Source organism: Cellulomonas oligotrophica, from assembly GCF_013409875.1.
GTDB classification, from domain to species: domain Bacteria; phylum Actinomycetota; class Actinomycetes; order Actinomycetales; family Cellulomonadaceae; genus Cellulomonas; species Cellulomonas oligotrophica.
Genome location: NZ_JACCBK010000001.1, coordinates 2,075,363 through 2,100,584, shown reverse-complemented (window position 1 = coordinate 2,100,584; position 25,222 = coordinate 2,075,363). Strand labels below are relative to the sequence as shown.

Here is a 25,222-nt window from a genome sequence, read left to right as displayed (position 1 = left end):
GTCCCCGCGACGGGGGACGGGTCAGCAGCCGGCCGGCAGGGCCCGCGGCGGGCCGCGACGCCGTGCGTCCCGCACCACGAGCAGCGCGCGGGGCAGGACGACCCCGACGGCCTCGACGGGCACCCGCGGCGGGGTGACGACGGCCGTGACCACGTGCCGCAGCAGCGGGGCGACGCGGGAGAGGGTGCGGACGACGGCGTGCGCCCCGGCGTCGGCGCCGAGCATCAGCGCGGCGACGAGAGCGACCGCGACGACGTGGGCCACGACCATCCCGGCCGACGTGTGCGACGGGTGGCCGGCGCCGGTGGTGACGAGGAGGTGGCCGGCACCGTGGGCGGCGTGCGTCCCGCCCCCGGCGACGGTGCCCGCAGGGCTGAAGAACGTGAACCCGGCGTGCAGCACCACCTGCAGGACGCCGAGCACCGGCACGAGCGTGACCGCCCGCAGGCGGCGACGGGCGACCGTGGCCCCGGCCAGCAGGGCGACGGCCCCCAGGAGTGCGGCACCCAGCGCGTCGGGCAGCGCCCCGCCGGCGGCGGCGTGGGCGGCGGCGGTCACGGCGAGGGACGTCCCGGCCGTCGCCACGGCACGCGCGACGGGCAGCGCGCCGCCCGGTCCCTCGCTCACACGCCGCACCCTACCCGGGACGAACGTCCTGCCCGCCGCTCCGGGTGGGAGGGGGTTCAGCGGGTGGCGCGACCCACGAGGCGTGCGGTGCCGCGGGTGGCGACGACGCGGCTGAGGGCGACCAGTGCGCCGCTGATGACCGCGGCGGCGGCGACCTCGGAGAACTTGATGTCGTCGTCCATCGAGTCCGCGGCCGGCGGCTTGTGCCCGCGGGACTTCTCCCACGCGGTGTCGATCGCCTTCTGCACGACCCACGCCGCGGCCAGGGTCACGCCGAGGCCGACCATCTTGGCCACCATCGACTGGTCCTTGTCTCCCACCGCGTCCTCCTGCTGCTCGTCGGTCACGTCCTGCGCCGACGCTAGTGCGGCCCCGACGGATCCGCAGGTCGGCGCACGGCAGGGGACGGCATCGGCACGCACCGCGATGCGCTGATAATGTCGCATGCGCATGTGAGAGGAAATCCACCCATCGGAGGTGCGGGATGACGCCGTGGGCCCACGTGCGTGGTCCGAGAGACCTCGGCGGCTTCCTCCGCGAGATGCGCGAGCTCGCAGGCCTCACGCAGGCGGAGCTGGCGGAGCGGATCGGCGTCGACCGCCGGTACGTCTACCAGCTCGAGGAGGGTGGCGGGACGCTGTACATCAACCGCCTCTTCGAGGTCATGCGAGAGCTCGGTGTCGAGATGCGGGTCGAGCAGCCGTAGCAGTCCGCTACGCGTCCCCCGAAGGGCGGACCTCGCGCAGGGCGCAGGACAGGGTGAGCGCGCCGACGCCCAGCACCGCCGGCGCGTTCCACGGGGCCTCGGTCGTGAGCACGGCGGCGTGCGTGACCAGCGCCGCTGCCGCAGTCGTGACCCCCACGGCCACGGCACGGGCCGCCCGCGGGGGTGTGCGCCGACGGTCGAGGTGCCGCACCAGGGCGCGGAGCGCGGACCGCAGCAGCACCCCCGCGACCACCCCGGCGGCAGCGCCAACCGCTACGGCGAACGGCAGGAGGCCGCCGACGGGCCCGGTGGGTCGCATGAGCTCCGGCCACACCAGCGCCCACGCCCCGGCCCACGCGCCGGCGAGGGCGCCCCCGGCCGCAGCCAGGAGCACGCGGCGCACCGACGGGGGGACGAGCGGCGCGACGCCCGGGGCGGGTTCCATGACCGCACGGTAGCGACGTCCGGGCGGGAGGCGTCGGACGGGTGTCCGGGGGAGGGCTAGGATCGGCGGCGAACGACAGGGGAGCGTCGGGCGTCCGCGAGGACGTGCTGGACGCTGAGAGTGCGGACCACCGCAGACCCTCGAACCTGATCCGGCTCGCACCGGCGTAGGGAGTCGGGCTTCTCTCCTCCCGCGGTCGGCGTGCCCCCGCGGGCGCGTCGGGGCGCGGGGGCCCTCCGCGACGACGACGGAGGACGCACCACCTCATGGCACCCACCCACCACCGCACCCGCACGGCGGCCCTCGGGCTGGTCGGGGCGCTCGCGCTGACCGGCTGCTCGGCCGTCGGCGGCGGCACCGACGCGGGCGAGGGCACCGGCGGCGGCACGGTCACGCTCGTGACCCACGAGTCGTTCGGGCTGTCCGAGGGCATCCTCGAGCAGTTCGAGCAGGAGACCGGGCTCACGGTCGAGATCGTGCAGCAGGCCGACTCCGGGGCCCTGGTCAACCAGCTCGTGCTCACCAAGGACGCGCCGCTGGGCGACCTGGTCTACGGCGTGGACAACACGTTCGCGTCCCGGGCGCTCGACGAGGGCGTCGTCGTGCCCGCCGAGGTCACCGCCCCGGCCGCGCAGGACGCCGCCGCGTACGCCGTGCCCGGCGACGACGGCGCGCTGACCGCGATCGACGTCGGCGACGTCTGCATGAACGTCGACCTCACGTGGTTCGACGAGCAGGGCCTGGAGCCGCCGGAGACGTTCGAGGACCTCACGGCCCCGCAGTACGCCGACCTGACCGTGGTGCCCGACCCGGTGACGTCCTCGCCCGGCCTGGCGTTCGTGCTCGCGACCATCGGGGAGTTCGGCGAGAACGGGTGGCTCGACTACTGGGCCGACCTGCGCGACAACGGCCTGCAGGTCGCCGACGGGTGGAGCGAGGCGTACTACACCGACTTCAGCGGCGGCGGCGGCGAGGGCCCGCGGCCCGTCGTGCTGTCCTACGCGTCGTCGCCGCCGTTCACGGTGCCCGAGGGCGGCGACGAGCCCACCACGGCCGCCCTGCTCGGCACGTGCTTCCGGCAGGTCGAGTACGCGGGCGTCCTCGCCGGCGCCGACAACCCCGAGGGTGCCGCGCAGCTCCTCGACTTCCTGCTGTCCGACGAGGTCCAGGCCGACATCCCGACGTCGATGTACATGTACCCGGTGAGCTCGTCCGTCGAGCTGCCCGAGGACTGGGCGTCGTGGGCGCCGCTCGCCGAGGAGCCGCTCGAGGTCGCGCCGGCCGACGTGGCCGAGCACCGCGAGGCATGGCTCGACGACTGGTCGGCGACGGTGGTCGGCTGACATGACGCTGCTCGACCGACGCGTGACGCCCGCCGCCGCCAGGGGGCCGGCGGCGGACCGTCGCGCGTCGGTCGGGCGCACCCTCGGGTGGGCCGCGGCGGTGGGCGTCCCGCTGGCGTTCCTCGGGGTCTTCTTCGCGTGGCCCGTCGCCGAGATCGTCGGGCGCGGGTTCGTCACCGACGGGGCGCTCGACCTCAGCGGCGTCGGCGAGGTGCTGGGCCGCCCCCGCACGTGGCGCATCCTCGGCCAGACGCTCGCCCAGGCCGCCCTCGGCACCGCCGGGTCGCTGCTGCTCGGCATCCCCGGCGCGTACCTGCTGCACCGGTGCCGGTTCCCCGGCCGGGACGCGCTGCGCGCCGTCGTCACCGTGCCGTTCGTGCTGCCGACGGTCGTCGTGGGCGTCGCGTTCCGCTCCCTGCTCGTCGACGGCGGCATGCTCGGCGGCCTCGGCCTCGACGGCACCCTCGCCGCGATCGTGCTCGCGCTCGTGTTCTTCAACTACGCCGTCGTCGTGCGCACCGTCGGCGGGCTGTGGGAGCGGCTCGACCCGCGCGCCGAGCAGGCCGCCCGCTCCCTCGGCGCATCGCCCTGGCGGGCGTTCCGCACCGTCACGCTGCCCGCGCTCGCCCCCGCGATCGCCTCGGCGGCCTCGCTGACGTTCCTGTTCTGCGCCACCGCGTTCGGCACCGTCCTCGTGCTCGGCGGGCGGCGCTTCGGCACCGTCGAGACCGAGATCTGGGTCCAGACCACGCAGTACCTCGACCTGCGCGCCGCCGCCGTGCTGTCCGTGCTGCAGCTCGTCGTGGTCGCCGGCGCGCTCGCGGCCGCCGCCCGGGCGCGGGCGCGCACCGAGCGGGCCCTCGACCTGGGCGAGCCCGTGGGCACCGCGCACCCGGTGCGGTGGCGCGACCCCGTCGACGTCACGGCCGTCGTCGTCACCGCCGCCACCGTGCTCGGGCTGCTCGCGCTGCCGCTGGTGAACCTCGTCGTCCGGTCGCTGCGCACGCCCACGGGCTGGGGGCTCGACCACTACGCGGCACTCGCGCTGCCCGCCGACACGCTCCGGGTCACGCCCCTGGAGGCCGCCGTCACGTCGCTGCGGGTCGCGCTCGACGCCACCGTCATCGCCCTCGTCGTCGGCGGGCTCGTCGCGCTCGTCGTCTCGCGCCGCCCGCGCCGCCCGGTGCTGCGCCGCGCGGTCGGCGGGCTCGACGCGGTCATGATGCTGCCGCTCGGCGTCTCGGCCGTCACCGTCGGGTTCGGGTTCCTCGTCGCGATGGACGCCCCGTTCGGCCTCGACGTGGACCTGCGCACCAGCGGCGTCCTGGTGCCGGTCGCGCAGGCCGTGGTCGCGGTGCCCCTGGTGGTGCGGACCGTCCTGCCCGTGCTGCGCGCCGTCGACCCGCGGCTGCGGGAGGTCGCCGCCACGCTCGGCGCCCCGCCCGGCCGGGTCCTGCGCACCGTCGACCTCGCGATGGCCGTGCGTTCCCTCGGCCTGGCGCTCGGCCTGGCGTTCGCCGCCTCCCTCGGGGAGTTCGGGGCGACGTCGTTCCTCGCACGCCCGGACAGCCCCACGCTGCCCGTCGTCGTCTTCCGCCTGATCGGGCGGCCCGGTGCCGAGAGCTACGGCACCGCGCTGGCCGCGGCCGTGCTGCTCGCGGCCCTCACCGCGGCGGTCGTCGCGGTCTGCGAACGTCTGCGCACGCCCGGCGTCGGGGGCTCCTGGTGAGCCGCCCGGGCCGGCCTGCGCCCGCACCCGGAGGTGAGCCGTGAGCGACGGCCTGCAGGTCCACGACGTCGTCGTCCGGTACGGCACCGGCCCCGACGCGGTCACGGCGGTCGACCACGTCGACCTCGACGTGCCCGCCGGCGAGGTCGTCGCGCTGCTCGGCCCCTCCGGCTGCGGCAAGTCCTCCCTGCTGCGGGCCGTCGCCGGCCTGGAGCCCGTCGCCGCCGGAGACGTCGCGTGGGACGGGGTCTCCGTGGCCCGCACCCCCGTGCACCGGCGCGGCTTCGGCCTCATGTTCCAGGACGGCCAGCTCTTCGGGCACCTCGACGTCGGCGCCAACGTCGCCTACGGCCTGCCCCGCGGGCGCGGCGCCCGCCCGGCCCGCGACGCGCGCGTCGCCCAGCTCCTCGACCTCGTCGGGCTGCCCGGCCTGCAGCGCCGCGACGTCGCGACCCTCTCCGGCGGCCAGCGCCAACGGGTCGCCCTGGCCCGTGCGCTCGCGCCGCGCCCCCGCCTGCTCCTGCTCGACGAGCCGCTGTCGGCCCTCGACCGCACGCTGCGCGAGCGCCTCGCGCTGGACCTGCGCGACGTCCTCGTCGCCACCGGCACCACGGCGCTGCTCGTCACCCACGACCAGGACGAGGCCTTCGCCGTCGCCGACCGCATCGCCGTCATGGACGCCGGCCGCCTGCTGCAGGTCGCCGCGCCCGCACAGCTGTGGGCCCGCCCCGCCGACCGGCGCACGGCCCAGCTGCTCGGCTACGAGGCGTTCCTCGGCGCGCTCGACGCCGACGCGCCCGCCGTGCGGGCCCTGGCCGCGCACGTGCCGCACCCCGGCGTCGTCGCGCTCGCCGCAGGCGCCTTCGTCGTCGTGCCCGACCAGGACACGACCGCCGGACCCGCCGGCGACGTGCACGTGCAGCGCTCGCGGCGCGGCCGCACCGAGGTCGTCGTCGACGTCCCCGGCGTCGGCCGGGTCACCGCCCTGGCACCCAGCGCGTGGTCCGCGGCACCCGGCACCCGCGTGGCCCTGCGCGTCGACCCCGCCGGGGTCGCGGTGCTGCCCGCGGGCTCGTAGCGTCGGAGGGGCCGGAGCCGTCGTCGTCCCCGAGGAGCGCCCGCCATGCCCACGAAGCCCACCGTGCCCGTCGCGCCCCGCACCGTCGTCGCGCTCGACGTCGCGGCACCCGCCGCGACCGTCTGGGCCCACGTGCGCGAGCCGCACCTGATCCGCCGCTGGTTCGGCTGGGACGACCCGGGCCTCGACGCCGAGATCCGGCAGATCTTCGTCGACCTGCCCGTCGTCGGGCAGCACGAGGACGGCACCCGCACCCTGACGTGGCCGCACGGCCACGACGTGCTCACCGTCCACCCCGGCGGGGAAGGTCCGACGCGGGTCGCGGTGACCCGCGCCAGCCACGAGGGCCTGTCGGCGTACGACGGCGTGTTCGACCCGGTCGACGAGGGCTGGATCACGTTCCTGCACCAGCTGCGCTTCGCGCTCGAGGTGCACCCCGGCCAGGACCGCGTCAGCCTCGTCTCGACCGGGATGGACGCCGGGGACCGCCACGACCCCCTGCTGTTCCGCGCCGGCCTGCACGGCGTCCGCGGCACGCCCGTCGGCTCGCACGTCGAGGCGACACGCCCCGACGGCTCCCGCGTCGGCGGCACCCTCGTGCTGCGCTCCGAGCACCAGGTCGGCATCCACCTGCACGGCATCGCCGAGTCGCTGCTCGTGCTCGTCGAGGAGCCCGCCGCCCGCCGCCCGCCGCACGGCGTCGTCAACGCCTACCTGTCCACGTACGGGCTCGACGACGCCACGCTCGCCGAGGCGCGCCGCCGGTGGGCCGGGTGGTGGGGCGCGGCCTGACGGGTGACGGGCGCTGCGCCGTCCGTGCACGGACCCGGATGAGAAGGTCCGACGGACCGGCACCGAACGGACACCCGGTCGTGCCCGTCCGGGCACGACCGCTCGCGCCCGGCCGCCGACGTCCGATCCCTTGCCCTGACGACAGGACGATCGGAGCCCGCCATGACCCTCCTCAACCGCCCCCTGGTGACCCTCGACATCGAGGCGCCCCCGGCGACCGTCTGGGCGCACCTGCGCGACGCCCGGCTGATCCGCCGCTGGTTCGGCGGCGAGCGCCCCGAGCTCGACGAGGAGATCCGCGCCACGTTCTTCGGCGACCGGGTGCGCGTGGTCCGCAGCGAGCACGACGCCGGCACGATCCACGCGATCTCCTGGCCGCGGCGCGGCGACTCCCTCAAGGTCGTCGGCCACCCCGGTGACCCGATGCGCTCGCGGGTGACGTTCACGCGACGGCCGCAGGAGATGCAGGCCCGGCACGACGGCGTGTACTGCCCCGTCGGGGAGATGTGGACGGCGGCGCTGCTGCGGCTGCGGCACGCCCTGGAGGTGCAGCCCGGCGACGACCGCCTCGTGCTGTCGGTGTGCGAGCAGGACGCGGGCCCGGCCGAGGCGCCGCTGCTCGTGCGCGCCGGGCTGTCCGGCCTGGGCGCTGTGCCCGTGGGCGTGCACCTGTCGGGCCGGCGCCTCGACGGGACGCCCGTCGGCGGCAAGGTCGTGTTCCGCACCGATCACCAGGTCGGCGTCGCGCTGACGGGCACGTCGTCGCTCCTGCACGTGCTGGTCGCCCCGCCGGCGCACCGGCCCCCGCACGGCCTGGTCACCGTGACGCTGTCGGCGTACGGCCTCGACCACGACGCGCAGGCCGAGACCGTCCGCCGGTGGGACGCGTGGTGGGCCGCCGCCGGCGTCCCGGTGCTGGCCACCGTGCTCGCACCGCAGCACTGACCCGACCCGTCCCCGGCGTCGGTGGCGGCCTGGCTCAGCCCGCCACCAGCATGAGGCCGAGCGGGGTGCGCTCGTGCACCACGCGACGCCCGTCGCGGCGCGCCGCGACCAGGCGCGCCGCGCGCAGCACGGCCAGGTGGTGCGACGCCGTCGACACGGCGAGCGCGCACGCGGCCGCGACCTCCGAGGTCGAGAGCTCCTGGTCCAGCGCCAGCAGCACCGCGGCACGTCCGTGCCCGAGGAGGTCCGTGAGGGCGTCCTGGGCGTCGGCCGCCGCCTCGGACCACCGCTCGGACACCGCGAGCGCCGGGTAGTGGAGCGTGGGCTGGGCCGGACGTTCGGTCACGGCGGCGCACTGCCGGGCCAGCACCGAGGGGGCGAGCACGAGCCCTGATCCGGCGCAGTCGACGACCTCGGCGTGGTGCACGAGCTCCACGAGCACCGACGAGCCCTGCCAGCCGACCCGCTCGTGCAGCGTGCCGACCATGGCGGCGAGCCCGTGCGTGGCGATGCGTCGAGCCCTGACCTGCACGTCTGCGCGCAGGAGTCGCTCGACCTGCGGCCACCAGGGGGCGAGGGCGGCATCCCAGACCTCCGTCCAGGCGTCGGCGACCGCGTCCCGCGTGCGGGGCAGGTCGTCGAGCAGGGCGCGCAGCGCGGCCTGCGTGGCGCCGTCGGTCCGTGCCACGCGCTTGCCGAGGTCGATCGCCATCCCGCCGAGGGGCGCGTGACGCAGGCGCTCGGACTCGTCGTCCGGGGTGACGTCCCACCCGGGTGTGCTGGTGAGGAAGTCCGGGACGTAGCCGGTGGTGCCGACCACGAGCCGCAGGAGGTCCACGGCCGGCCCGTGCACCTGCGGGCCCACCCGGCGTGCCCACGACCACTGCAGCGGGTGCTGCGCGGGCCGGGTCAGCACGCGGACGGCGTGCACCAGCTCGTGGCCGGGCGAGATCCCGAACCGCACGGCCGAGACGTCGTCCGGCGACAGTCGGAACTCGACGACCTTTCGACCCACGTCGAAAAGGTATCGGCGGGCTCGTGCCCGGTGGAAGGTGGACGGGTTCGTCCGACCCGTCCAGCGCAAGGAGCCCTCCATGTCCTTCCAGGCCTACCTCGACACCGTCGAGAAGAAGACCGGCCAGACCCCGCGCGAGCTGGTCGCGCAGGCCGCGGAGCGTGGCTTCGGCCCCGGGACGAAGGCCGGGCCCATCATCGAGTGGCTCGCCGCCGAGCACGGACTCGGCCGCGGCCACGCCATGGCGCTCGTCCACGTCATCACGAAGGGTGACCGCATCGCGTCGACCCACGTCGGCAGCACCGGCACCCACCGTGACGCGAGCGACCGGCTGTGGCTGGACGGCGTCGCGACGCGCCCCGCGGACTGGCCGACGGGCTGACCGGCGTCAGGCCAGCGGGCGCTGCCACTCGCCGGCGCCGCCCGCGGGGCGGAACCCGAGGGCGACGTTGATCGCGAGCATCCAGCGGTTCTCCTCGGCGTTCCACGTGCTCACGCGTCGCACGGCGGGCCGCTCGGCCGCCAGCCGCTGCAGCTGCACGGCCTTGACCAGCATCCCCAGGCGGTGCCCGCGGTGCGCTGCGGCCACGAGGGTGTCGTCCTGCCAGACGAACTGCGTGCTGCGCGCGGGGGCGTGGAACGACGAGTACGCCGCGAGCTCCCCGCTGGGCACGTGCTCGACCGCGGTGGTCAGCAGGTGGTCGCCGCGCTCGGCGATCACCCGCTCCTGGGTGCGCACCCGCTGCGCGTCCCACCCGTCCTCGCCGAGGTCGAGGCCGCCGACGGGTGCGTCCGTGCTCATGCTCTGGATCAGCCGGGCGTAGGAGTCGACGTACGCGTCCGGGCAGACGTCGGTCCAGGTGACGACCCGGTAGTCGGGCCCGGCGGCGCGCTCGGCGTCCGCGCGGAACGCGGCGAGCCGGTCGGGGTCGACGGGCACGTCGAGGCGCGAGTGCCGCTCGACCTGCTCGAGCGACCAGCCGTGCGCGCGGGCGAACCGCACGCCCGGGTCGTCGGCCCGCACCCGGCCGACACCGGTCGACGGGGCGATCGTGCCCGGCCCCTCGGGAGGCTCGGTGGCCTGGTCCACGCTGCACATCAGCGTGGTCCGGCCGGCCGCGCGCGCGGCGTCGAGGGCCGCGCCGTGCAGGGCCGTGCCCAGCCCACGGCCGCGGTGGGCGGGCACGACGCCGAGGTCGAGCCAGCCGGTGTGCGTGTTGTCCCGGACCGGCAGGTCGAGGCTCGCGTACCCGACGACCTCGTCGTCGACCAGCCCGACCAGGCGCACGCGCCCGGTGTACTCCTGGTGCGCGAGCTGGGAGAGCACCTCCGTCTCGGACGTGCAGAAGTCGTCGGTGCCCCACCGGTCGACCACGACCGCGTCGGACGCCGCGACGAGCCCGCGCACGAGGGCGGGGTCGGGGTGCTCGGGCACGATCGCCCGGATCGTCCACGTCGTCGTCGTCACCATGGCACCACGGTGCGCCCGGTCGGGTGTGCCGCGCGACTCATTTGCGCCGCCGGCCCGGGTGGTCCCGCGGGCGGGCCGGTGCGCGACCGCTACCCTCGGTCGGTGCTGTGGCTGGAGATCGTGGGTTGGACGGGGTCGGTCCTCGTCGTCGTGTCGTTGATGCAGGCGCGCGTGTGGCGCTTCCGCGTGATGAACCTCGTGGGCTCGGTGATCGCGACGGCCTACAACGCGGTCATCGAGATCTGGCCGTTCGCCGCGATGAACGCGGCGATCGCGCTGATCAACGTGTACTGGCTGTGGCGCCTGAACCGTGAGCGCGGCGACGCCGCCGTGTACGCGGTGGTCGAGGTCGCCCCCGACGACGCGTACCTGCACCACGTGCTGGCGGTGCACGCCGACGACGTCGCCCGGTTCCGCACCGTGCCCGTCGCCGCCGACGCCGCACCGGCCGCCGACGAGCTCGCGTTCCTCGTGGTGCGCGGCGACGAGACCGTCGGCGTCGTGCTCGTGCGCCCCGCGGGCGACGGCAGCGGTGTCGTGGTCCTCGACTGGGTGACGCCCCGGTTCCGCGACTTCACACCGGGCGAGTTCGTGTACCGGCACAGCGACGTCTTCGCCGCGCAGGGCCTCGACCGGCTCGTGGTCCCGACCACGCCGCCGAACGCGCGCGCCTACCTCGACCGCGTCGGCTTCCGCCCGCTCCCCGACGGTTCGTGGGAGCGCCCCGTCGCCGCCTGACCCGGCCCCTCGGGTGCGGTTGCGGGCCATCTCCTCGGACGGACGGAGCACGACGTGGACGACCTGCGCACCCGTGGCGCCCGGGCCCGCCTCCTGGGCGGGGTCGGGGACTGCGCCGTCGGCTCGCCGCAGGCGCGGTGCCGCTGGTGGCCCCCGAGGCCGCGAGCCACTTCCGGGACGTGCACGACCACGCGCTGCGCGCCGCCGAGCGGGTCGAGGGGATCGACCGGCTGCTGAGCGACGTGCTCCAGGCCAACGTGGCCCGCCTGTTCACGCGCAACGGCTGGCTCTGAGCAGGGCACTCACCCTGTGCGGCGGCGCCGTGCGGTCGTGCGTGCTCGGACGGCCGTCGCCTCCGCGGGTGGTGGTCGGGCGGCGTCCGGGTGGTGGGCGGCGGGACCGCTCGCGGGTGGCGTCCGGTGGTCGATGGGGAGCCGACCAGGGGGTCGCACCGCACCTCGTGGAGTACTCATGACGATCCGACGCCTGCTCGCCGCCGGGACGGTGGCCGCCTGTCTCGTGGCCGTGCCCGGCGCGGCGATGGCAGCCTCGGGGGACTACGACGGCGACGGCATGCCCAACACCTGGGAGACGACGCACCGGCTGAACCCCCGGTCCGCGGCCGACGCGAAGGGCGACCCCGACCACGACCGGCTGTCGAACCTGCAGGAGTACCGCCGGCACGGCCTGCCCCGCGACGAGGACACCGACAACGACGGCCAGGACGACCGTGACGAGACGGTCACGGGCACCTCGCTGATCAAGTCCGACAGCGACGGCGACGGGCGCAAGGACGGCGACGAGGACTACGACCGCGACGGCATCGCCAACGAGGACGAGGACGACGCCGCCGAGTCGTGCACCAACGACGACGACGACGTGGACGGCGACCACGTCGACGACGAGGACGAGAACGAGCTGCGGCTGAAGGTCGGCTCGACCGACGCCGACGGCGACGGCCTGGCCGACGGTGACGAGGACTACGACCGCGACCGGCGGGCGAACGAGGACGAGGACGACACCGTCTCGGACGTGTGCAGCGGGGACCGTGACGGGGACGGCGAGGACGACGAGGACGAGGGCGACGTCGCCTTCGGCGTCGTGTCCGGCTTCGACGTCGGCACGGGGGCCCTGGTCATCGAGCGCACCGGCGGGACGGTCGTCACCGCGTACGTCGACGCCGACACCGAGATCGAGGTCGAGCGTCAGGAGACCGACGCGCCGAGCACGTCCGAGGACGACGGCGAGGAGTCCGAGGACGAGGACGCCGACGTCAGCGTGCTGGTCCCGGGTGCGGTGGTCGACGAGATCGAGATCCGACGCACGACCGGCATCGTCGAGGAGATCAAGCTGCTCGGCTGACGCCGCCGGGTCGAGCGGGCCGTCCGTCGACGACGCGCGGCCCGCTCGACCGCCAGCACGTGATCGCCCCACCCCGCAGGCTAGAGTTCGGTCGTCCGAACTCAGGAGGTGGGGCGTGCGCGACAGGTTGCCGGCTCTCGACGGCACGGCGGGAGGCCGCGGCGAGGCAGCCGGCGGCGAGGCGGCACGGCCGCGGGTGCGACGCGTCCCCGTGCTGCTCGGGCCCGCGTTCGTCGCCGCGGTCGCCTACGTCGACCCGGGCAACGTGGCCGCGAACCTCACCGCCGGCGCCCGGTACGGGTACCTGCTGCTGTGGGTGCTCGTCGCCGCCAACGCCATGGCCGTGCTCGTGCAGTACCAGTCCGCCAAGCTCGGGCTCGTCACCGGCCGGTCGCTGCCCGAGATCCTCGGGGACCGCCTCGGCCGCCGCAGCCGTCTCGCGTTCTGGGCGCAGGCCGAGCTCGTCGCCGCCGCGACCGACGTCGCCGAGGTCGTCGGCGGCGCCATCGCCCTGCACCTGCTCTTCGGGGTGCCGCTGCCGCTCGGCGGCGTGCTCGTCGGCGCCGCGTCGCTGCTGCTGCTGGCCACGCAGGACCGGTACGGGCAGCGCCGGTTCGAGGCCGTCGTCGTCGCCCTCCTGCTCGTCATCACCGTCGGGTTCCTCGCCGGCCTCGTGCTCAGCCCGCCCGACGCCGGCGGCGTGCTCGCCGGCCTCGCGCCACGGTTCGACGGCTCCGACTCCGTGCTGCTCGCCGCGAGCATGCTCGGCGCCACCGTCATGCCGCACGCGATCTACGTGCACTCCGCGCTGGTCCGCGACCGGCACGGGCGGGCCCCCGAGGGCGAGGGGCGGCGGCTGCTGCTGCGGGCGACCCGGTGGGACGTCGCCACCGCGCTCGCCGTGGCCGGGGCCGTGAACATCGGGCTGCTGCTGCTCGCGGCCTCGGCGCTGCAGGGCGTCGAGGGCACCGACTCCATCGAGGGTGCGCACGCCGCGATCGTCACGTCCCTCGGCCCCGCGATCGGCGTGGTGTTCGCCGTCGGGCTGCTCGCGTCCGGGCTCGCGTCCACGTCCGTCGGCGCCTACGCGGGAGCCACGATCATGGCCGGTCTGCTGCACCGCCGGATCCCGCTGCTCGTGCGCCGGGTCGTGACGATCGTGCCCGCCGTGGTGCTGCTCGCCCTCGGGGCGGACCCGACCTGGACCCTCGTGCTCAGCCAGGTGGTCCTCAGCTTCGGCATCCCGTTCGTCATGGTCCCGCTGGTGCGGCTGACGCGGGACCGGTCGGTCATGGGCGCCGACCGCAGCGGGCCCGTCGTGCACGGCGTGCTGTGCGTGGTCGTCGCGCTCGTCGTGGCGCTCAACCTCGCGCTGCTGGGCCTGCTCGTCCTCGGCTGACCCGACCTCACCCCGGGGTGCGCGCGTCCGCCAGGCGCTGGCGCAGGTGGTCCTGCTCGGCCCCCGCGGGAGCGAGCCCCAGCGCCCGCTCCAGCTCGGCGGCCGCCTCCGCCGCCCGGCCCGCCCGCAGCAGCAGCTCGCCGCGGACCGCCGGCAGCCGGTGGTGGTGCGCCAGGTCCGCGTCGAGCCCGTCGAGCAGGCGCAGGCCCGCCTCGGGCCCCGCGCCCTCCGCGACCGCCACGGCGCGGGCCAGCCGCACCACCGGCGAGCCCGTGCGGGCCTCCAGCTCGGCGTACCGGGCGGCCACGACGTCCCACCGGGTGTCCTGCGGGCGGGCCGCCGTCGCGTGCTCCGCGGCCGCGAGCGCCTGCAGCCGGTACTCCTCGGCGCGCCCGTCGCCCGGCGGCACGGTGCCCAGCAGGTCGACGGCCTGCGCGATCTCGTCGTGGTGCCAGCGCGTGCGGTCCTGGTCGGGCAGCAGCACGAGCGCGCCCGCCGCGTCCAGGCGCGTGTCGCGGCGCGAGTGCTGCAGGAGCATGAGGGCCAGCAGGGCGCGCAGGTCGGCGCGGCCCGGCAGCAGGCGGTCCAGCTCGCGGGTCAGCCGGATCGCCTCGTCGGCGAGGTCCACGCGCAGGCCGCCGGGGGCGTCGGACGGCTGGTACCCGGCCGTGAACAGCAGGTACAGCACGGTCGTGACGGCGTCCATGCGTTCGTCGAGCCGCTCGGGCGGCGGCACGGTGAACGCGATGCCGGCCGTGGCCAGCCGCCGCTTGGCCCGCGTCAGCCGGGCCGACATCGCGGTGTGCTGGACCAGCTGCAGGCGGGCCACGTCCTGCGTGCGCAGGCCGACCACGAACCGCAGCGTCAGGGCCACCCGGTCGGCGACCGCGAGCGCCGGGTGGCAGCACGTGAGGACGAGGCGCAGCTGGTCGTCGGGCACGTGCGCCCCCGGGTCCTGCGTCTGCGCGGCCACGGCGCGCAGCTGCTCGTCGACGATGAGGAGCGGCTCCTTGCGCCGGTGGACCGCGCGCGAGCGCAGACGGTCGAGGACGCGGCGGCGGGCCGTGGTCAGCAGCCACGCCCCGGGGTTGTCGGGCACCCCGGAGCGTGGCCACGTGCGCGCCGCGGCCTCGAACGCGTCGGCGACGCCGTCCTCCGCGAGGTCGGGGCTGGCGAACTGACCCACGAGCAGCGCGACGAGGTGGGACCAGTGCGCGCGCCACGCGGCGGCGAGCGCGGCGTCGACGTCGGCGCCGTCCGTGCCCGCCGCGGGGTCGCTCACAGCGCCGCGACCGGTCGCACCTCGAGGGTGTACTCCGGCAGCAGCCCGAGCGTCCCGGTGACGGCGTCGAGGTCGGGCGCGTCGAGCACGTACAGGCCGCCCAGCTGCTCGGCCGTCGGCGCGAACGGCCCGTCCGTCAGCGTGACGTCGTCGCCCCGGCGGCGGAACGTGGTCGCGGCGTCGACGCCGTGCAGCACCTCGGTCGCCACGAGGTCCACGCCCGCGTCCCGCAGCCCGGCGTCGAACGCGGCGTGCTGCGCGGTCCACCGCTCGCGTGCGGCGTCGTCGGCCTCGAGCCACACCCGCTCGTCCTGGTAGACGAGCACGACGAACCTCATGCGTACGTCTCGACGGGTCGGATCTCGACGGTGCCGGTGCCGACGACGATCCCGACGAGCGCGGTGAGCCCGGCCAGGTCGGCGGTCCGCACGGCGTAGTACCCGCCGAGCTGCTCGACGGCCTCCGCGTACGGCCCGTCGGTCACGGTGAGGTCGTCCGGGTCGTCGCCGCGCCGCACCACGCGGGCGGTGGCCGCCGGGGCGAGGGCGTCCCCGCCGACGATCTCGTGCCCGCCCTCCGCGAGGGCCCGGGTGAACCGGTCGTGCTCCGCCATCGCGGCGGCCACGGTCGCCTCGTCGGCGTCCGCCCACTCCTCCTCGCGCCCCCACAGCAGCACGAGGTACGTCGTCGCGTCGCTCATCGTCGTCCCCTTCGTCGCGGCACCCACTGTGCCTGTCGAGAGGCGTGACGGTCGAGAGGGCGACTTTTCGACAGCGGCCCCCGGCACGTCGGCAGGTGGACGGGCAAGTCGGGGCGTTCCGGGCGCAGCGGCCCTCTCGTGCTGCGGGCACCGGGGCGTCGTGCGTAGCGTCGACGCATGGGGGAGACGACCGAGCGTGACCGGCTGGCCGCGGTGCGGGAGCTCGGGCTGCTGGACACAGCGCCCGAGGAGCGGTTCGACCGCGTGGTGCGCCTCGCGCAGCAGCTCTTCGCCGTCCCGACGGCGTACGTGTCGCTGGTGGACCGGGACCGGCTGTTCTACAAGGCGCAGGTCGGGCTCGACGTGTCCGAGGCGCCCCGCGACACGTCGTTCTGCCGCCTGACGATCGAGCAGGGCGGCACCCTCGTCGTCGAGGACGCGGCCGCCGACCCGCGGTTCGCCCAGAACCCGTGGGTCGTCACCGACCCCGGGCTGCGCTTCTACGCCGGCCACCCCCTCGTGGCGTCGGGCGGTCAGCGGGTCGGCACGCTCTGCCTCGTCGACAACCGGGCGCGCACCTTCACCGCGGAGGAGCAGGCGCTGCTGCGCGACCTGGCGTCGTGGGTCGAGCAGGAGCTCGTCGTGGACGCCGAGCTCGAGCGTGCCGCGCGCATCCAGGCCGCGCTGCTGCCCACGTCCCCGCCCGTCGTCGACGGCTGGGAGGTCGCCGGCGCGTGCCTGCCCGCACGTGGCGTCGGCGGCGACTTCTACGACTGGGCCCGCACCCCCGACGGCGTCGTGGTCACGCTCGCCGACGTCATGGGCAAGGGCCCGGGCGCCGCGATCATCGCCGCGACCGTGCGGGCGGTGGTCCGCGGGGCCTCGCGCCGCGGCGACGTGGCGGACGCCCTGCTGGCCGCCGAGGAGACGCTCGCTGGCGACCTCGCGCAGACCGCGGCCTTCGTCACCGCGTTCCACGCGCACGTCGTCACCGGCTCGGGCGACGTCGAGCACGTCGACGCCGGGCACGGGCTCACGCTCGTCGTCCGGGCGGGCGGCGGGCACGAGCGGCTCCTCGCCGACGGTCCGCCGCTGGGCGTCGCGGCGGCACTCGACCCCGGCGCGCCCCTGGTCCCGCGGCCCGTGCGCCGCGCGCACCTGGAGCCCGGGGACCTGCTCGTGACGTTCAGCGACGGCGTCCTCGACACCCTCGGCGGGGAGATCGATGCCGTCGAGGAGGTCGCGCACGTGCTGGCCGACGCCGCGTCGGCGTCCGCCGCGGTCGACCGGGTGCTCACCCTCGCCGCCGGGGCGGTGGTGCGCCCCGACGACGTCACGGTCGTCGCGCTGCGCCGGGAGGCCCGGCCGTGAGGGTGTTCTGGCTGCGCCTGGTCGTGGTGCTCACCCTCGTCCTGGGCACGAACTACGTCGTCTGGCGCTGGCTGGAGTCCGTCAACTGGTCCGCCTGGTGGATCGCCGTGCCGCTGGTGGTCGCCGAGACCTACTCGTTCGTCGACGTGGCGCTCTTCGGCATCACGATGTGGCGGGCGCAGCCGCGCCCCGAGCCCGGGCCCGCGCCCGCGGGCGTCACGGTCGACGTCTTCGTCACGACGTACGACGAGCCGCTGCCGCTCGTGCTGGCCACGGCGCGCGCGGCCCGCGACATCCGCTACCCCCACCGCACGTGGGTGCTCGACGACGGCGCCCGCCCCGAGCTGCGGGCCCAGGTCGAGGCCCTCGACGTCGGGTACCTCGTGCGTGGCGACGACTGGACCGGCCGGCCGCGGCACGCCAAGGCCGGCAACCTCAACAACGCCCTGTTCCGCACCGACGGCGAGCTCATCCTCGTGCTCGACGCCGACCAGGTGCCCGACCCGGCGATCCTCGACCGCACGGTCGCCTACTTCGACGACCCGCAGGTCGCGCTCGTGCAGACCCCGCAGCACTTCACCAACGTCACCGAGGCCGACCCGCTCGGGTCGCAGGCCCCGCTGTTCTACGGCCCGATCCAGCAGGGCAAGGACGGGTGGAACGCGGCGTTCTTCTGCGGCTCCAACGCCGTGCTGCGCCGCGACGCGCTCATGCAGCTCGGCCTCGTCGGGTACGTGCGCGAGACCGAGCGGACCGTGCGCGAGGCGCTGCGCACGTCCCGCACCGTGCTGGCCCGCGCGCGTCGATCGGCGACGGAGCCGCGCGTGGCCGAGGCCGTCGACGAGGTCGCCCGCGCCGCCGCCGACGCCCTGCGCGCGCTCGACGCCCGCGAGCCCGTGGCCGACGTGACCTACCGGTTCCAGCGTCGTGTCGACGACGTCGCCTCCGGCGTGGTCGACGACGACCTCGCCGCCATCCGCGCGGACCTCGAGGCCATGGGCGAGGTCCCCATCGCCACGGACGCCGAGCTCGGCGTCCCGGTCGTCGACGAGGCGGCGCTCGCGGCCCTCGGCGCGCGCGACTGGTCCCCGCTGGGCGCGATCGCCTCGGTGCAGACCCTCGTGCGGGCGGTCGACGTGGACCGCGCGGGCGAGGCGCAGCCCGTCATGCCCGTCGCGACGCTGTCGGTGACGGAGGACATGGCCACCGCGATGCGCCTGCACGCCCTCGGCTGGCGGACGGTCTACCACCACGAGGTGCTGGCCCGCGGGCTGGCGCCCGAGGACCTGGGCACGATGATCACGCAGCGGCTGCGCTGGGCGCAGGGCACCATGCAGGTGCTCCTGAAGGAGAACCCGCTGACGGTCCGCGGGCTGCGCACGGGGCAGCGGCTCATGTACGCGGCGACGATGTGGAGCTACCTGTCGGGGTTCGCGGCCGTGGTGTACCTCGCGGCGCCGATCATCTTCCTGTGCTTCGGCGTGCTGCCGGTGACCGCGTGGACGGTCGACTTCTTCGCGCGGTTCATCCCGTTCCAGGTCGCGAGCCAGCTGCTGTTCCTGGTCGCCGCGCGCGGGCTGCGCACGTGGCGCGGGCAGCAGTACTCGCTCGCGCTGTTCCCCGTGTGGATCAAGGCGACGGTCACGGCGGCGGCGAACGTGTGGTGGGGGCGTCCGCTCGGGTTCGCGGTCACCCCGAAGGTCCGCCAGGACGGCGCCGGGTCGTGGCGCCTGGTCTGGCCGCAGCTGACCGCGATGGCGCTGCTCGTGGTGGCCGCGGTGATCGGCGTCGTGCGCTGGTCCCTCGGGTACGCGCTGTGGGTCGGCACGTTCGTCAACCTGGCCTGGGTCGCCTACGACCTGGTCGTGCTCAGCGTCATCGTGCAGGCGTTGCGGTACCGCGGGTACCGGGACGCCGAGGAGGAGGTCTGATGGAGATCGGAACGCAGGTCCAGCCCGGGGGCGTCGCGGTGCTGCGTCCGCAGGGGCGGCTGACGATGGTCACCGCGGGCGAGCTGAAGGCCGAGGTCGAGCGGACCGTCGCCGAGGGGCACCCCGTCGTGGTGCTCGACCTGGCGGACGTGCCGTTCGTCGACTCGTCCGGGCTCGGCGCGCTCGTCGGCGCGCTGCGCACGGCCCGCACCGCCGGGGGAGACCTGCGGATCGCCCGGGTGGGCGCGCAGGTCGCGACCGTCCTCAGCCTGACGACGATGGACCGGGTGCTGCGCCCGTACGCGAGCGTCGAGGACGCGGTCGGTGCCTCCTGACGTGCGGGTCCGGGTCCCGCTCGACGGCGACGACGCCGCCGGGGCGCTGGGGCGCGTGCACGCGGCGCTGACCGAGCTGTGGCGCGCCGCCCCCGACGTCGCCGAGGTCGACCGCATCGCGGTGGAGACCGCCGTCGTCGAGGTGGCGGGCAACGTCGTCGAGCACGGCGCCGACGGGCTGTGGCACGGCGGTGGCCTCGAGGTCCGGGTCGACGCCGACGCGGTCGTGGCGCTGCTCGACCACGACGGGCCGGTCCCCGTGATCGACATGGACGCGCCGATGCCGGGCGTCGAGGCCGAGTCGGGGCGCGGGCTGCCCCTGACGCGGGTCCTCGTCCGGCTTGAGCTCGGACCCCACGACGGCGGGGTCCGGTGGTCCCTCACGCGTCCTCGGCACCCCTGACGGGCATGCCGGGCGTCGCGACCGCGGGCACGGGGTCGGTGACGGCGTCCGGGCCCTGCTCGGTCGTCGCCTCGTTCGTCGCCTCGGTCTCGCCCATGCCTGCGGCCGTGATCGCGGGCAGCAGCACGAGCGTCACGACCGTCAGTGCCGCGGAGGCCAGGAGCACGACGCGGATGCCGGAGAGCTCGGCGAGCAGGCCGCCGACGGCGGCGCCGATCGGGATGGTGCCCCACGCCAGCAGCCGGTAGGCGCTGTTCACCCGTCCGAGCAGCCGGTCGGGCGTCAGCCGCTGGCGCAGCGAGACGACCGTGACGTTCCACAGGGCCATGCCCAGGCCCGCGGCCAGGTAGGAGGCGCCCACGAGCACGATCTGCGACGTCACCGCGGGGACGGCGAGCATCGCGGCGCTGGCGAGCACGGACACGGCGAGCGTCAGGGTGAGCCCGGCCCGGTCGGCGACCCGCGCGGCGACGAGGGACCCGCCGACGGCCCCGACCGCCAGGGTGGTGCCGAGCAGGCCGTATCCCGGCTCGCTGAGCCCGAGCGCGGAGCCGGGCCCGACGGCCCACAGCACGAACACCGCACCGGCGGCCGTCGAGGCGAGGTTCTGCAGCCCGGTCATGAAGGCGAGCGAGCGCAGCGCGGGGCGCGTCCACAGGAAGCGCAGGCCCTCGGCGACGTCGGCGCGCAGCGACGTGCGGGGCGCGGAGGCGTCGACGGGGGTGCGGAACGTGCCGCGCACGGCGACGAGCGCGACGACCGCCAGCGCCCACGCCCCGGCGGGCACCCCGAACGCGAGCCCGACGCCCGCGGCGGCGAGCAGACCGCCGAGCGGCGGGCCGACGAACTGGTTGGCGGTGAGCTCGGCGGCCATGAGCCGTCCGTTGGCGCGGGGCAGCGCGTCCCGCCCGACGACCTGCGGCAGGATCGACTGCGCGGTCGTGTCGTAGAAGACCTCGGCGACGCCGACGACGAGCGCGGCCGCGTAGAGCCACGCCATGCTCGCGTGGCCGCCCATCGCGACGCCGAGGACGACGACGAGCACGAGCGTGCGGACCGTGTTCGCCACGAGCATGGTCCGCCGCCGGTCCCACCGGTCGACCAGCGCGCCCGCGGGCAGCGCGACGAGCAGCCACGGCAGCCCCATCGCGAGGCTCAGGCCCGCGATCTGCGCGGGGGAGTCGGTGTAGCGGAGCGCGACGAGCGGCACGGCCATCTTGAGCACGCCGTCGGCGAGGTTCGACAGCGCGGAGGACGTCCAGAGCCACCAGAACGCCCCGGGCGTGCGCGGGGTGGGCATGTCATAAACCGTATCAACTCGCCACTTCGACCAAAGTGACTGACGGTCGGTGCAGGACACGAAACGGTCACGATCCCCCGCGCGGTGCGCGATGATCGACCCGTGCCGCCCACCAGCGCAGGACTGCTCCTCCACCACCGCGGGCCCGCGCCCCGCATGCTCCTCGCCCACACCGGAGGGCCGTTCTGGGCCCGCAAGGACGCGCGGGCGTGGTCCGTGCCCAAGGGGCTCGTCGAGCCCGGCGAGAGCCACGAGGAGGCCGCCCGGCGCGAGTTCGTCGAGGAGATCGGCGTCCCCGTGCCCGCCGGCCCCCTCGTCGAGCTCGGCGCGTTCCGCTACACGTCCGGCAAGACCGTCGTCGTCCTCGCGCTCGAGGTGCCCGCCGAGCTCGTCGGATCAGCCGCCGACCCTGCCTGCGAGGACCTCGCGCAGCGCCCCGGCGTCAGCACCGTCGAGGTGACCTGGCCCCCGCGGTCCGGCCGGGTCGTCGTCGTCCCCGAGGTCGACCGCGCCGTCTGGTGGGGCTATGCGGAGGCCCGCGAGAAGCTCGTCGCCGGCCAGGTGCCCGTCGTCGACGCCCTGGCCGCGGTGATCGACCGGTGAGCGACGCCCGACGCTGGAACCACAACACCCACTACCACCGGCTCGTCCTCGCCGCCGTGCCCGCGGGCGCACGCACCGCGCTCGACGTCGGCTGCGGGGAGGGCATGCTCGCCCGGCGCCTGCAGCAGGTCGTCCCGGACGTCACCGGCATCGACCTCGACGCCGCGGGCCTCGACGAGGCCCGTCACGCCGGCGGCGGACCCGCCTACGTGCAGGGGGACGTGCTCACGCACCCGCTGCCCCTCGGGGGCTACGACGTCGTCGCCTCCGTCGCCACCCTGCACCACCTCGACGCCCGGGAGGGCCTGGAGCGGATGGCTGCGCTGGTGGCGCCCGGCGGGCGGCTCGTCGTCGTCGGCCTCGCGCGCTCGGACCAGCCCGCCGACCTGCCGTACGAGATCGGTGCGGTCGTCGCCCACGCCGTCGCCCGGCGTGCCCGCGGCTACTGGGAGCACCCGTCGCCGACCGTGTGGCCGCCGCCCGAGAGCTACGCGTCGATGCGCCGCGTCGTCGCCGAGGTGCTGCCCGGCGCCCGGTGGCGCCGGCACCTGTACTGGCGGTGGTCCCTGGTCTGGACCCGCCCGGCCGTCACCGGCGCATGAGCTGCTGCATCTCCGCCATCAGGGCGGGGTCGCGCTGCTCCGGCCAGCCGTAGCCCTCCGCGTCGTCCCACGGCACCGGCTCGCCGTCGACGTGCGCCTCCCACACCGCGTCGGGCAGCGCGCGGCGCATGTCCGTCAGGGCGTGGCACCAGTGCGCCAGCCCCAGGAACGTCGCGAACGGGTCGGCCGAGGGCAGCTGCGTCGAGCCCTGCAGCACGGGCCCGTCCTGCTGCGGGGGATCGATCTGCAGCGTCTGCGCGTCGTAGGCGAACGACGCGTTGTGCGCGGCGACCACGCCCCGCAGCTGCGCCTCCTCGGCGGACGACAGCGCGTGGCCGCGCGAGGCGGACCAGTGCAACGAGACTCCCATGCGCCGGAGGATACGGGGCAATCCGGGCATCCCGGGTGGCGAACATGTTGCGATCCGGCAACCACTGCCGCACCTCCGCGGCACCCGCCGCGGGCCTGCGACCTGCGAGGGAACACCGGTCGCGCCGACGGCGTTGGACCTTGCCCGTTCCCGTACCCCGCCCGGAGGTCCGCATGGGTGTCCCCGTCGTCGCCGTCGACCCCGCACTGCCCACCGTCCTCGCAGACCGCTCGCCCGCGGCAGCCGCCGTCGACCTCGCAGCCCCGCACGCCGACGAGCTCGACCGCCAGGTGCGGGCGCTCGTCGAGAGCGGCGTCGCTGCCACCCTCGGCTGGGACGCCGACGCGCTCGGCGCCCGGGCCGACGCGCTGCGCCACCACCTCGACGCCCTGCCGCAGCCCGGCAGCACCACCTGGGCGGGTGCCCCCGACGACGCGGTGCCGTTCGTCCTCGTCCTGCCCGCCGTCGACGTCAACGCCGCCGCCCCCGCGATGCGACGCGGCGGCCGGCTCGGCGTCAGCGTGATCCCGCCGGACGAGGCCGCCGGCTACCGGCCCGCGCACGGCGTCGAGGTGCCCCCCGAGCCGTACCTCCTCGTGGGCGTCGACACCGGCTCCACGTGGTGCGGCACCGCTCCCGAGCAGGCCACGGCCGCGGTCCTCGCCGCCGGCCGCACCCCGCTGACGATGCTCGAGGGCGTGCTCCTCACGGTCGTGCGCCCCGACGTGCTGCGCCCGAACCGCTGCTACTCCCTGGCCGGCTCGCGCACCGGCACGGACCAGCGCGTCCCCGCCGTGTGGATCAGCGAGAGCCGCGCCAAGCTCGGCTGGTGCTGGGACCGCAACCCGCACACCTGGCTCGGCCTGGCGTCGGCGACTACGCGCCTGAGCCCCTGAGCCCTACTCGCCGGTGGCGCCGTCGACGGCCTCGCGCAGGAGGTCCGCGTGGCCGTTGTGCCGGGCGTACTCCTCGACGAGGTGCACGAGGATCCACCGCAGGGAGTAGTGCTCGCCGGTGCCGCGCTGCGGCCGCACCGACACCTGCGCGAGGTCGCCCCGGGTCAGCGCGTCGGTCACGACCTGCTCCGACCGGGCCACGGACCGGGTGAACAGGTCCCGCAGCTGCTCGGGGGAGTCGTCGGCCGCGCTGTGCCACTCCCAGTCCGGGTCGGCGTCCCAGTCGGCCGACGCCCACGGCTCCACCGGCGGCAGGCCCAGCAGCACCACGTGCAGCCAGTGGTGCTCGACGTACGCCAGGTGCTTGAGCAGCCCGCCGAGGGTCATCGTCGACGGCGCGAGCGCCTGGGCGAGGCCGTCGGCGTCGAGCCCGTCGACCTTGAGCAGCAGGGTGCGGCGGTGGTAGTCGAGGAAGGTCAGGAGCGTCTGCGCCTCGGAGCCGCTCAGCGGCGGGTCGGTGCGCTCGACGGTGATCGTGCCGGGGGTGTCCATGGCGTGAGCATCCCGCGCCGCACGTGTCAGGCCCAGTGCTTTGGCGTGCGGCGGGTCAGGCCGGGAGCACGCGTCGCTGCGCGTCCGTCGGCAGCGACGCCCACCAGTGGGTGTGCCGGGCGAAGAGGGCCGGGTCGCGCGGGCTCGCCCACGCGAGCAGGCGGGACGCCTCCTCCGCCAGCCCGTCCCACGCGTCGTCGGGCAGCGGGTCGAACGCGGTCGCCTCGACGCCGTCGTCGACGAGACGCCACACGCCGGCGACGCGCCCGTCGACCAGCAGGGTCGGCAGCACGTCGCCGTTGCGCCGCGTCACGTGGGCGCGGTGCTGCGGAGGCACGACCCTGCTGCGGTCGTGGTGGGCCAGCAGCACGCTGTCCCACATGCCCAGCAGCCGCGGCGGGGCCGGTGCGCGACCGTCCGGGCGCGGGGCGTCGGGCAGGTCGAGCAGCGGCCGGCCGTCGGGCCCGGTGACCTCGACGAGCGCGCCCGGCACCGTCTCGAGCGCGGCGCGCACGTCCCCGCGCCGCACCATCGCGGCCTGCGCGACGTCCGCCACCGTGCCGGGCCCGAACGCGGCGAACCAGCGCAGGGCGTACGCCGCGAGGGCCTGCGTGCGGTCCGGCTCCGCGTCGTCCCCCGTGGCCGCGTACGTGCGACGACGCGCGAACGCCCACGTCGACCCGTCGGGCACGTGGCGCAGGCGCGCGAACCGCCGCACGGCCCACCACACCGCCGGCGCGGCGTCGGGGCCCACGCGCCCGCGCAGCCACGCGTCGATCTCGTCCTGCGTGCGCGGCACGGTCGTCAGCGCACGCAGCCCCGCGACGACGTCGTCCGCGTCGGCCGGGGTCAGCCCGCTCACCGTGAACCGCGGGTCGTTCAGGCACGAGGCGCGCAGCGTCGGCAGCACCGCGGCGTGCAGCGTCGCGTGGTCGTCGGCGTGCACCGTGTGGATGGTGATGCGCAGCAGCGTCGAGCGGACCAGGCGGGCCGCGGCGTAGGCGTCGTCGACGGCGGCGGGGTCGAACCCGGCGACCCGGTTGGCGAGCGCCACGTACGGCCCCGCGGCGTCCTGCGCCTGCAGCGCGAGCACGCGGCGCACCGCGTCCTCGACCGGCACGTCCTCGCGGACGAGGAGCATCTGGCGCGCCAGGGTCGCCCGGTTGAGGTCGTCCGCCGTCAGGATCACGGTCCCACTCCACCGCACGGCACCGACACCGGCGACCG

General features: G+C 76.0%; 30 protein-coding genes and 1 riboswitch. Of the genes, 18 read left to right on the top strand and 12 right to left on the bottom strand.

The window, feature by feature from the left end; translation table 11 throughout:
• Positions 1-21 precede the first annotated feature (21 nt).
• Positions 22-627: a hypothetical protein gene (locus BKA21_RS09425; RefSeq protein ID WP_140457972.1), complete on the bottom strand. Its 606-nt coding sequence runs from the start codon at positions 625-627 to the stop codon at positions 22-24.
• 56 nt (positions 628-683) lie between these two features.
• Complete coding sequence (locus BKA21_RS09420) at positions 684-974, bottom strand: DUF4235 domain-containing protein (RefSeq protein WP_239072881.1); 291 nt, start codon at positions 972-974, stop codon at positions 684-686.
• A gap of 137 nt (positions 975-1,111) precedes the next feature.
• Between BKA21_RS09420 and BKA21_RS09415 the strand changes: the two genes are divergently transcribed.
• Positions 1,112-1,333, top strand: coding sequence for a helix-turn-helix domain-containing protein (locus tag BKA21_RS09415; protein ID WP_140457971.1), 222 nt, complete (start codon positions 1,112-1,114; stop codon positions 1,331-1,333).
• A gap of 7 nt (positions 1,334-1,340) precedes the next feature.
• Here the strand turns inward: BKA21_RS09415 and BKA21_RS09410 are convergent, their stop codons facing one another.
• Positions 1,341-1,778, bottom strand: a complete 438-nt coding sequence (locus BKA21_RS09410; RefSeq protein ID WP_140457970.1) for a hypothetical protein — start codon at positions 1,776-1,778, stop codon at positions 1,341-1,343.
• A gap of 67 nt (positions 1,779-1,845) precedes the next feature.
• Positions 1,846-1,968: riboswitch (TPP riboswitch) on the top strand.
• Between the two features lie 76 nt (positions 1,969-2,044).
• Here BKA21_RS09410 and BKA21_RS09405 point away from each other — a divergent pair.
• The 5 genes from BKA21_RS09405 to BKA21_RS09385 all read left to right on the top strand — a co-directional run bounded on the left by BKA21_RS09405 (position 2,045) and on the right by BKA21_RS09385 (position 7,665).
• Positions 2,045-3,121: a thiamine ABC transporter substrate-binding protein gene (locus BKA21_RS09405; RefSeq protein ID WP_140457969.1), complete on the top strand. Its 1,077-nt coding sequence runs from the start codon at positions 2,045-2,047 to the stop codon at positions 3,119-3,121.
• Position 3,122: 1 nt separating this feature from the next.
• Complete coding sequence (locus BKA21_RS09400) at positions 3,123-4,850, top strand: ABC transporter permease (RefSeq protein ID WP_140457968.1); 1,728 nt, start codon at positions 3,123-3,125, stop codon at positions 4,848-4,850.
• 40 nt (positions 4,851-4,890) lie between these two features.
• Positions 4,891-5,928, top strand: coding sequence for an ABC transporter ATP-binding protein (locus BKA21_RS09395; RefSeq protein WP_140457967.1), 1,038 nt, complete (start codon positions 4,891-4,893; stop codon positions 5,926-5,928).
• 45 nt (positions 5,929-5,973) lie between these two features.
• Positions 5,974-6,720 carry a hypothetical protein gene (locus tag BKA21_RS09390; protein WP_218886993.1) on the top strand — a complete coding sequence of 249 codons (747 nt, stop codon included), beginning with the start codon at positions 5,974-5,976 and terminating at the stop codon, positions 6,718-6,720.
• Positions 6,721-6,882: 162 nt separating this feature from the next.
• Positions 6,883-7,665 (top strand): SRPBCC family protein, encoded by a 783-nt coding sequence (locus BKA21_RS09385; protein WP_140457966.1) that lies wholly within the window; start codon positions 6,883-6,885, stop codon positions 7,663-7,665.
• 34 nt (positions 7,666-7,699) lie between these two features.
• Here BKA21_RS09385 and BKA21_RS09380 read toward each other — a convergent pair whose 3' ends face one another.
• A complete protein-coding gene (locus BKA21_RS09380) occupies positions 7,700-8,680 on the bottom strand; it encodes a DUF5937 family protein (protein ID WP_140457965.1) in 981 nt (326 codons plus the stop codon).
• A gap of 79 nt (positions 8,681-8,759) precedes the next feature.
• On the opposite strand from BKA21_RS09380, the gene BKA21_RS09375 reads away from it, so the two are divergent.
• Positions 8,760-9,062, top strand: coding sequence for a DUF4287 domain-containing protein (locus BKA21_RS09375; RefSeq protein ID WP_140457964.1), 303 nt, complete (start codon positions 8,760-8,762; stop codon positions 9,060-9,062).
• Between the two features lie 6 nt (positions 9,063-9,068).
• On the opposite strand, the gene BKA21_RS09370 is transcribed toward BKA21_RS09375, so the two are convergent.
• Positions 9,069-10,151, bottom strand: a complete 1,083-nt coding sequence (locus BKA21_RS09370) for a GNAT family N-acetyltransferase (protein WP_140457963.1) — start codon at positions 10,149-10,151, stop codon at positions 9,069-9,071.
• Between the two features lie 102 nt (positions 10,152-10,253).
• Between BKA21_RS09370 and BKA21_RS09365 the strand changes: the two genes are divergently transcribed.
• From BKA21_RS09365 to BKA21_RS09350, 4 genes are all read left to right on the top strand, one after another.
• The gene (locus tag BKA21_RS09365; RefSeq protein WP_140457962.1) at positions 10,254-10,889 is read left to right on the top strand and encodes a YgjV family protein; all 636 of its coding nucleotides are present in this window, start codon (positions 10,254-10,256) and stop codon (positions 10,887-10,889) included.
• A gap of 146 nt (positions 10,890-11,035) precedes the next feature.
• Complete coding sequence (locus BKA21_RS09360; protein ID WP_170208930.1) at positions 11,036-11,182, top strand: hypothetical protein; 147 nt, start codon at positions 11,036-11,038, stop codon at positions 11,180-11,182.
• A 178-nt stretch (positions 11,183-11,360) separates the two neighbouring features.
• Positions 11,361-12,251, top strand: a complete 891-nt coding sequence (locus BKA21_RS09355) for a hypothetical protein (RefSeq protein WP_140457961.1) — start codon at positions 11,361-11,363, stop codon at positions 12,249-12,251.
• A gap of 196 nt (positions 12,252-12,447) precedes the next feature.
• Positions 12,448-13,650, top strand: coding sequence for an Nramp family divalent metal transporter (locus BKA21_RS09350; protein WP_140458426.1), 1,203 nt, complete (start codon positions 12,448-12,450; stop codon positions 13,648-13,650).
• Positions 13,651-13,657: 7 nt separating this feature from the next.
• Here BKA21_RS09350 and BKA21_RS09345 read toward each other — a convergent pair whose 3' ends face one another.
• From BKA21_RS09345 to BKA21_RS09335, 3 genes are read right to left on the bottom strand one after another with little or no spacing between them, the layout of a single operon-like run.
• Positions 13,658-14,932, bottom strand: coding sequence for an RNA polymerase sigma factor (locus BKA21_RS09345; RefSeq protein WP_140457960.1), 1,275 nt, complete (start codon positions 14,930-14,932; stop codon positions 13,658-13,660).
• Positions 14,929-15,270, bottom strand: coding sequence for a YciI family protein (locus BKA21_RS09340; protein ID WP_140457959.1), 342 nt, complete (start codon positions 15,268-15,270; stop codon positions 14,929-14,931). The genes BKA21_RS09345 and BKA21_RS09340 overlap by 4 nt, the downstream gene beginning before the upstream one ends.
• Positions 15,267-15,632, bottom strand: a complete 366-nt coding sequence (locus BKA21_RS09335; protein WP_140457958.1) for a YciI family protein — start codon at positions 15,630-15,632, stop codon at positions 15,267-15,269. The genes BKA21_RS09340 and BKA21_RS09335 overlap by 4 nt, the downstream gene beginning before the upstream one ends.
• Before the next feature lie 177 nt (positions 15,633-15,809).
• Here BKA21_RS09335 and BKA21_RS09330 point away from each other — a divergent pair, with 177 nt between their 5' ends.
• Genes BKA21_RS09330 through BKA21_RS09315 form a run of 4 tightly spaced genes read left to right on the top strand, consistent with a single transcriptional unit; the run spans position 15,810 to position 19,672 of the window.
• Positions 15,810-17,003: a PP2C family protein-serine/threonine phosphatase gene (locus BKA21_RS09330; protein WP_140457957.1), complete on the top strand. Its 1,194-nt coding sequence runs from the start codon at positions 15,810-15,812 to the stop codon at positions 17,001-17,003.
• Positions 17,000-18,934 carry a glycosyltransferase family 2 protein gene (locus tag BKA21_RS09325; RefSeq protein WP_140457956.1) on the top strand — a complete coding sequence of 645 codons (1,935 nt, stop codon included), beginning with the start codon at positions 17,000-17,002 and terminating at the stop codon, positions 18,932-18,934. Before BKA21_RS09330 ends, BKA21_RS09325 begins: the two co-directional genes overlap by 4 nt.
• Complete coding sequence (locus tag BKA21_RS09320) at positions 18,934-19,269, top strand: STAS domain-containing protein (protein ID WP_140457955.1); 336 nt, start codon at positions 18,934-18,936, stop codon at positions 19,267-19,269. Before BKA21_RS09325 ends, BKA21_RS09320 begins: the two co-directional genes overlap by 1 nt.
• Complete coding sequence (locus BKA21_RS09315; protein WP_140457954.1) at positions 19,259-19,672, top strand: ATP-binding protein; 414 nt, start codon at positions 19,259-19,261, stop codon at positions 19,670-19,672. The genes BKA21_RS09320 and BKA21_RS09315 overlap by 11 nt, the downstream gene beginning before the upstream one ends.
• Here the strand turns inward: BKA21_RS09315 and BKA21_RS09310 are convergent.
• Entirely contained in the window at positions 19,650-20,972 is a 1,323-nt protein-coding gene (locus BKA21_RS09310) for an MFS transporter (protein WP_140457953.1), read from the bottom strand. The genes BKA21_RS09315 and BKA21_RS09310 overlap by 23 nt on opposite strands.
• Before the next feature lie 102 nt (positions 20,973-21,074).
• Between BKA21_RS09310 and BKA21_RS09305 the strand changes: the two genes are divergently transcribed.
• The gene (locus tag BKA21_RS09305) at positions 21,075-21,575 is read left to right on the top strand and encodes an NUDIX domain-containing protein (RefSeq protein WP_275406402.1); all 501 of its coding nucleotides are present in this window, start codon (positions 21,075-21,077) and stop codon (positions 21,573-21,575) included.
• Positions 21,572-22,177 (top strand): methyltransferase domain-containing protein, encoded by a 606-nt coding sequence (locus tag BKA21_RS09300; RefSeq protein ID WP_140457952.1) that lies wholly within the window; start codon positions 21,572-21,574, stop codon positions 22,175-22,177. Before BKA21_RS09305 ends, BKA21_RS09300 begins: the two co-directional genes overlap by 4 nt.
• Here the strand turns inward: BKA21_RS09300 and BKA21_RS09295 are convergent.
• Positions 22,164-22,547: a hypothetical protein gene (locus BKA21_RS09295; protein ID WP_140457951.1), complete on the bottom strand. Its 384-nt coding sequence runs from the start codon at positions 22,545-22,547 to the stop codon at positions 22,164-22,166. The genes BKA21_RS09300 and BKA21_RS09295 overlap by 14 nt on opposite strands.
• 173 nt (positions 22,548-22,720) lie before the next feature.
• On the opposite strand from BKA21_RS09295, the gene BKA21_RS09290 reads away from it, so the two are divergent.
• Entirely contained in the window at positions 22,721-23,443 is a 723-nt protein-coding gene (locus BKA21_RS09290; protein WP_140457950.1) for a DUF5701 family protein, read from the top strand.
• A 3-nt stretch (positions 23,444-23,446) separates the two neighbouring features.
• Here BKA21_RS09290 and BKA21_RS09285 read toward each other — a convergent pair whose 3' ends face one another.
• Both BKA21_RS09285 and BKA21_RS09280 read right to left on the bottom strand, forming a co-directional pair.
• Positions 23,447-23,995 (bottom strand): DinB family protein, encoded by a 549-nt coding sequence (locus BKA21_RS09285; protein WP_140457949.1) that lies wholly within the window; start codon positions 23,993-23,995, stop codon positions 23,447-23,449.
• Between the two features lie 55 nt (positions 23,996-24,050).
• A complete protein-coding gene (locus BKA21_RS09280) occupies positions 24,051-25,184 on the bottom strand; it encodes a winged helix DNA-binding domain-containing protein (RefSeq protein ID WP_140457948.1) in 1,134 nt (377 codons plus the stop codon).
• Positions 25,185-25,222 lie beyond the last annotated feature (38 nt).

Excerpts from the sequence above, each read along its gene's own strand:
- BKA21_RS09415 (WP_140457971.1), top strand. The coding sequence starts at position 1,112 with ATGACGCCGTGGGCCCACGTGCGTGGTCCGAGAGACCTCGGCGGCTTC.
- BKA21_RS09410 (WP_140457970.1), bottom strand. The coding sequence starts at position 1,778 with ATGGAACCCGCCCCGGGCGTCGCGCCGCTCGTCCCCCCGTCGGTGCGC.
- BKA21_RS09405 (WP_140457969.1), top strand. The coding sequence starts at position 2,045 with ATGGCACCCACCCACCACCGCACCCGCACGGCGGCCCTCGGGCTGGTC.
- BKA21_RS09400 (WP_140457968.1), top strand. The coding sequence starts at position 3,123 with ATGACGCTGCTCGACCGACGCGTGACGCCCGCCGCCGCCAGGGGGCCG.
- BKA21_RS09390 (WP_218886993.1), top strand. The coding sequence starts at position 5,974 with ATGCCCACGAAGCCCACCGTGCCCGTCGCGCCCCGCACCGTCGTCGCG.
- BKA21_RS09385 (WP_140457966.1), top strand. The coding sequence starts at position 6,883 with ATGACCCTCCTCAACCGCCCCCTGGTGACCCTCGACATCGAGGCGCCC.
- BKA21_RS09375 (WP_140457964.1), top strand. The coding sequence starts at position 8,760 with ATGTCCTTCCAGGCCTACCTCGACACCGTCGAGAAGAAGACCGGCCAG.
- BKA21_RS09370 (WP_140457963.1), bottom strand. The coding sequence starts at position 10,151 with ATGGTGACGACGACGACGTGGACGATCCGGGCGATCGTGCCCGAGCAC.
- BKA21_RS09355 (WP_140457961.1), top strand. The coding sequence starts at position 11,361 with ATGACGATCCGACGCCTGCTCGCCGCCGGGACGGTGGCCGCCTGTCTC.
- BKA21_RS09340 (WP_140457959.1), bottom strand. The coding sequence starts at position 15,270 with ATGAGGTTCGTCGTGCTCGTCTACCAGGACGAGCGGGTGTGGCTCGAG.
- BKA21_RS09335 (WP_140457958.1), bottom strand. The coding sequence starts at position 15,632 with ATGAGCGACGCGACGACGTACCTCGTGCTGCTGTGGGGGCGCGAGGAG.
- BKA21_RS09330 (WP_140457957.1), top strand. The coding sequence starts at position 15,810 with ATGGGGGAGACGACCGAGCGTGACCGGCTGGCCGCGGTGCGGGAGCTC.
- BKA21_RS09320 (WP_140457955.1), top strand. The coding sequence starts at position 18,934 with ATGGAGATCGGAACGCAGGTCCAGCCCGGGGGCGTCGCGGTGCTGCGT.
- BKA21_RS09310 (WP_140457953.1), bottom strand. The coding sequence starts at position 20,972 with ATGCCCACCCCGCGCACGCCCGGGGCGTTCTGGTGGCTCTGGACGTCC.
- BKA21_RS09295 (WP_140457951.1), bottom strand. The coding sequence starts at position 22,547 with ATGGGAGTCTCGTTGCACTGGTCCGCCTCGCGCGGCCACGCGCTGTCG.
- BKA21_RS09290 (WP_140457950.1), top strand. The coding sequence starts at position 22,721 with ATGGGTGTCCCCGTCGTCGCCGTCGACCCCGCACTGCCCACCGTCCTC.
- BKA21_RS09285 (WP_140457949.1), bottom strand. The coding sequence starts at position 23,995 with ATGGACACCCCCGGCACGATCACCGTCGAGCGCACCGACCCGCCGCTG.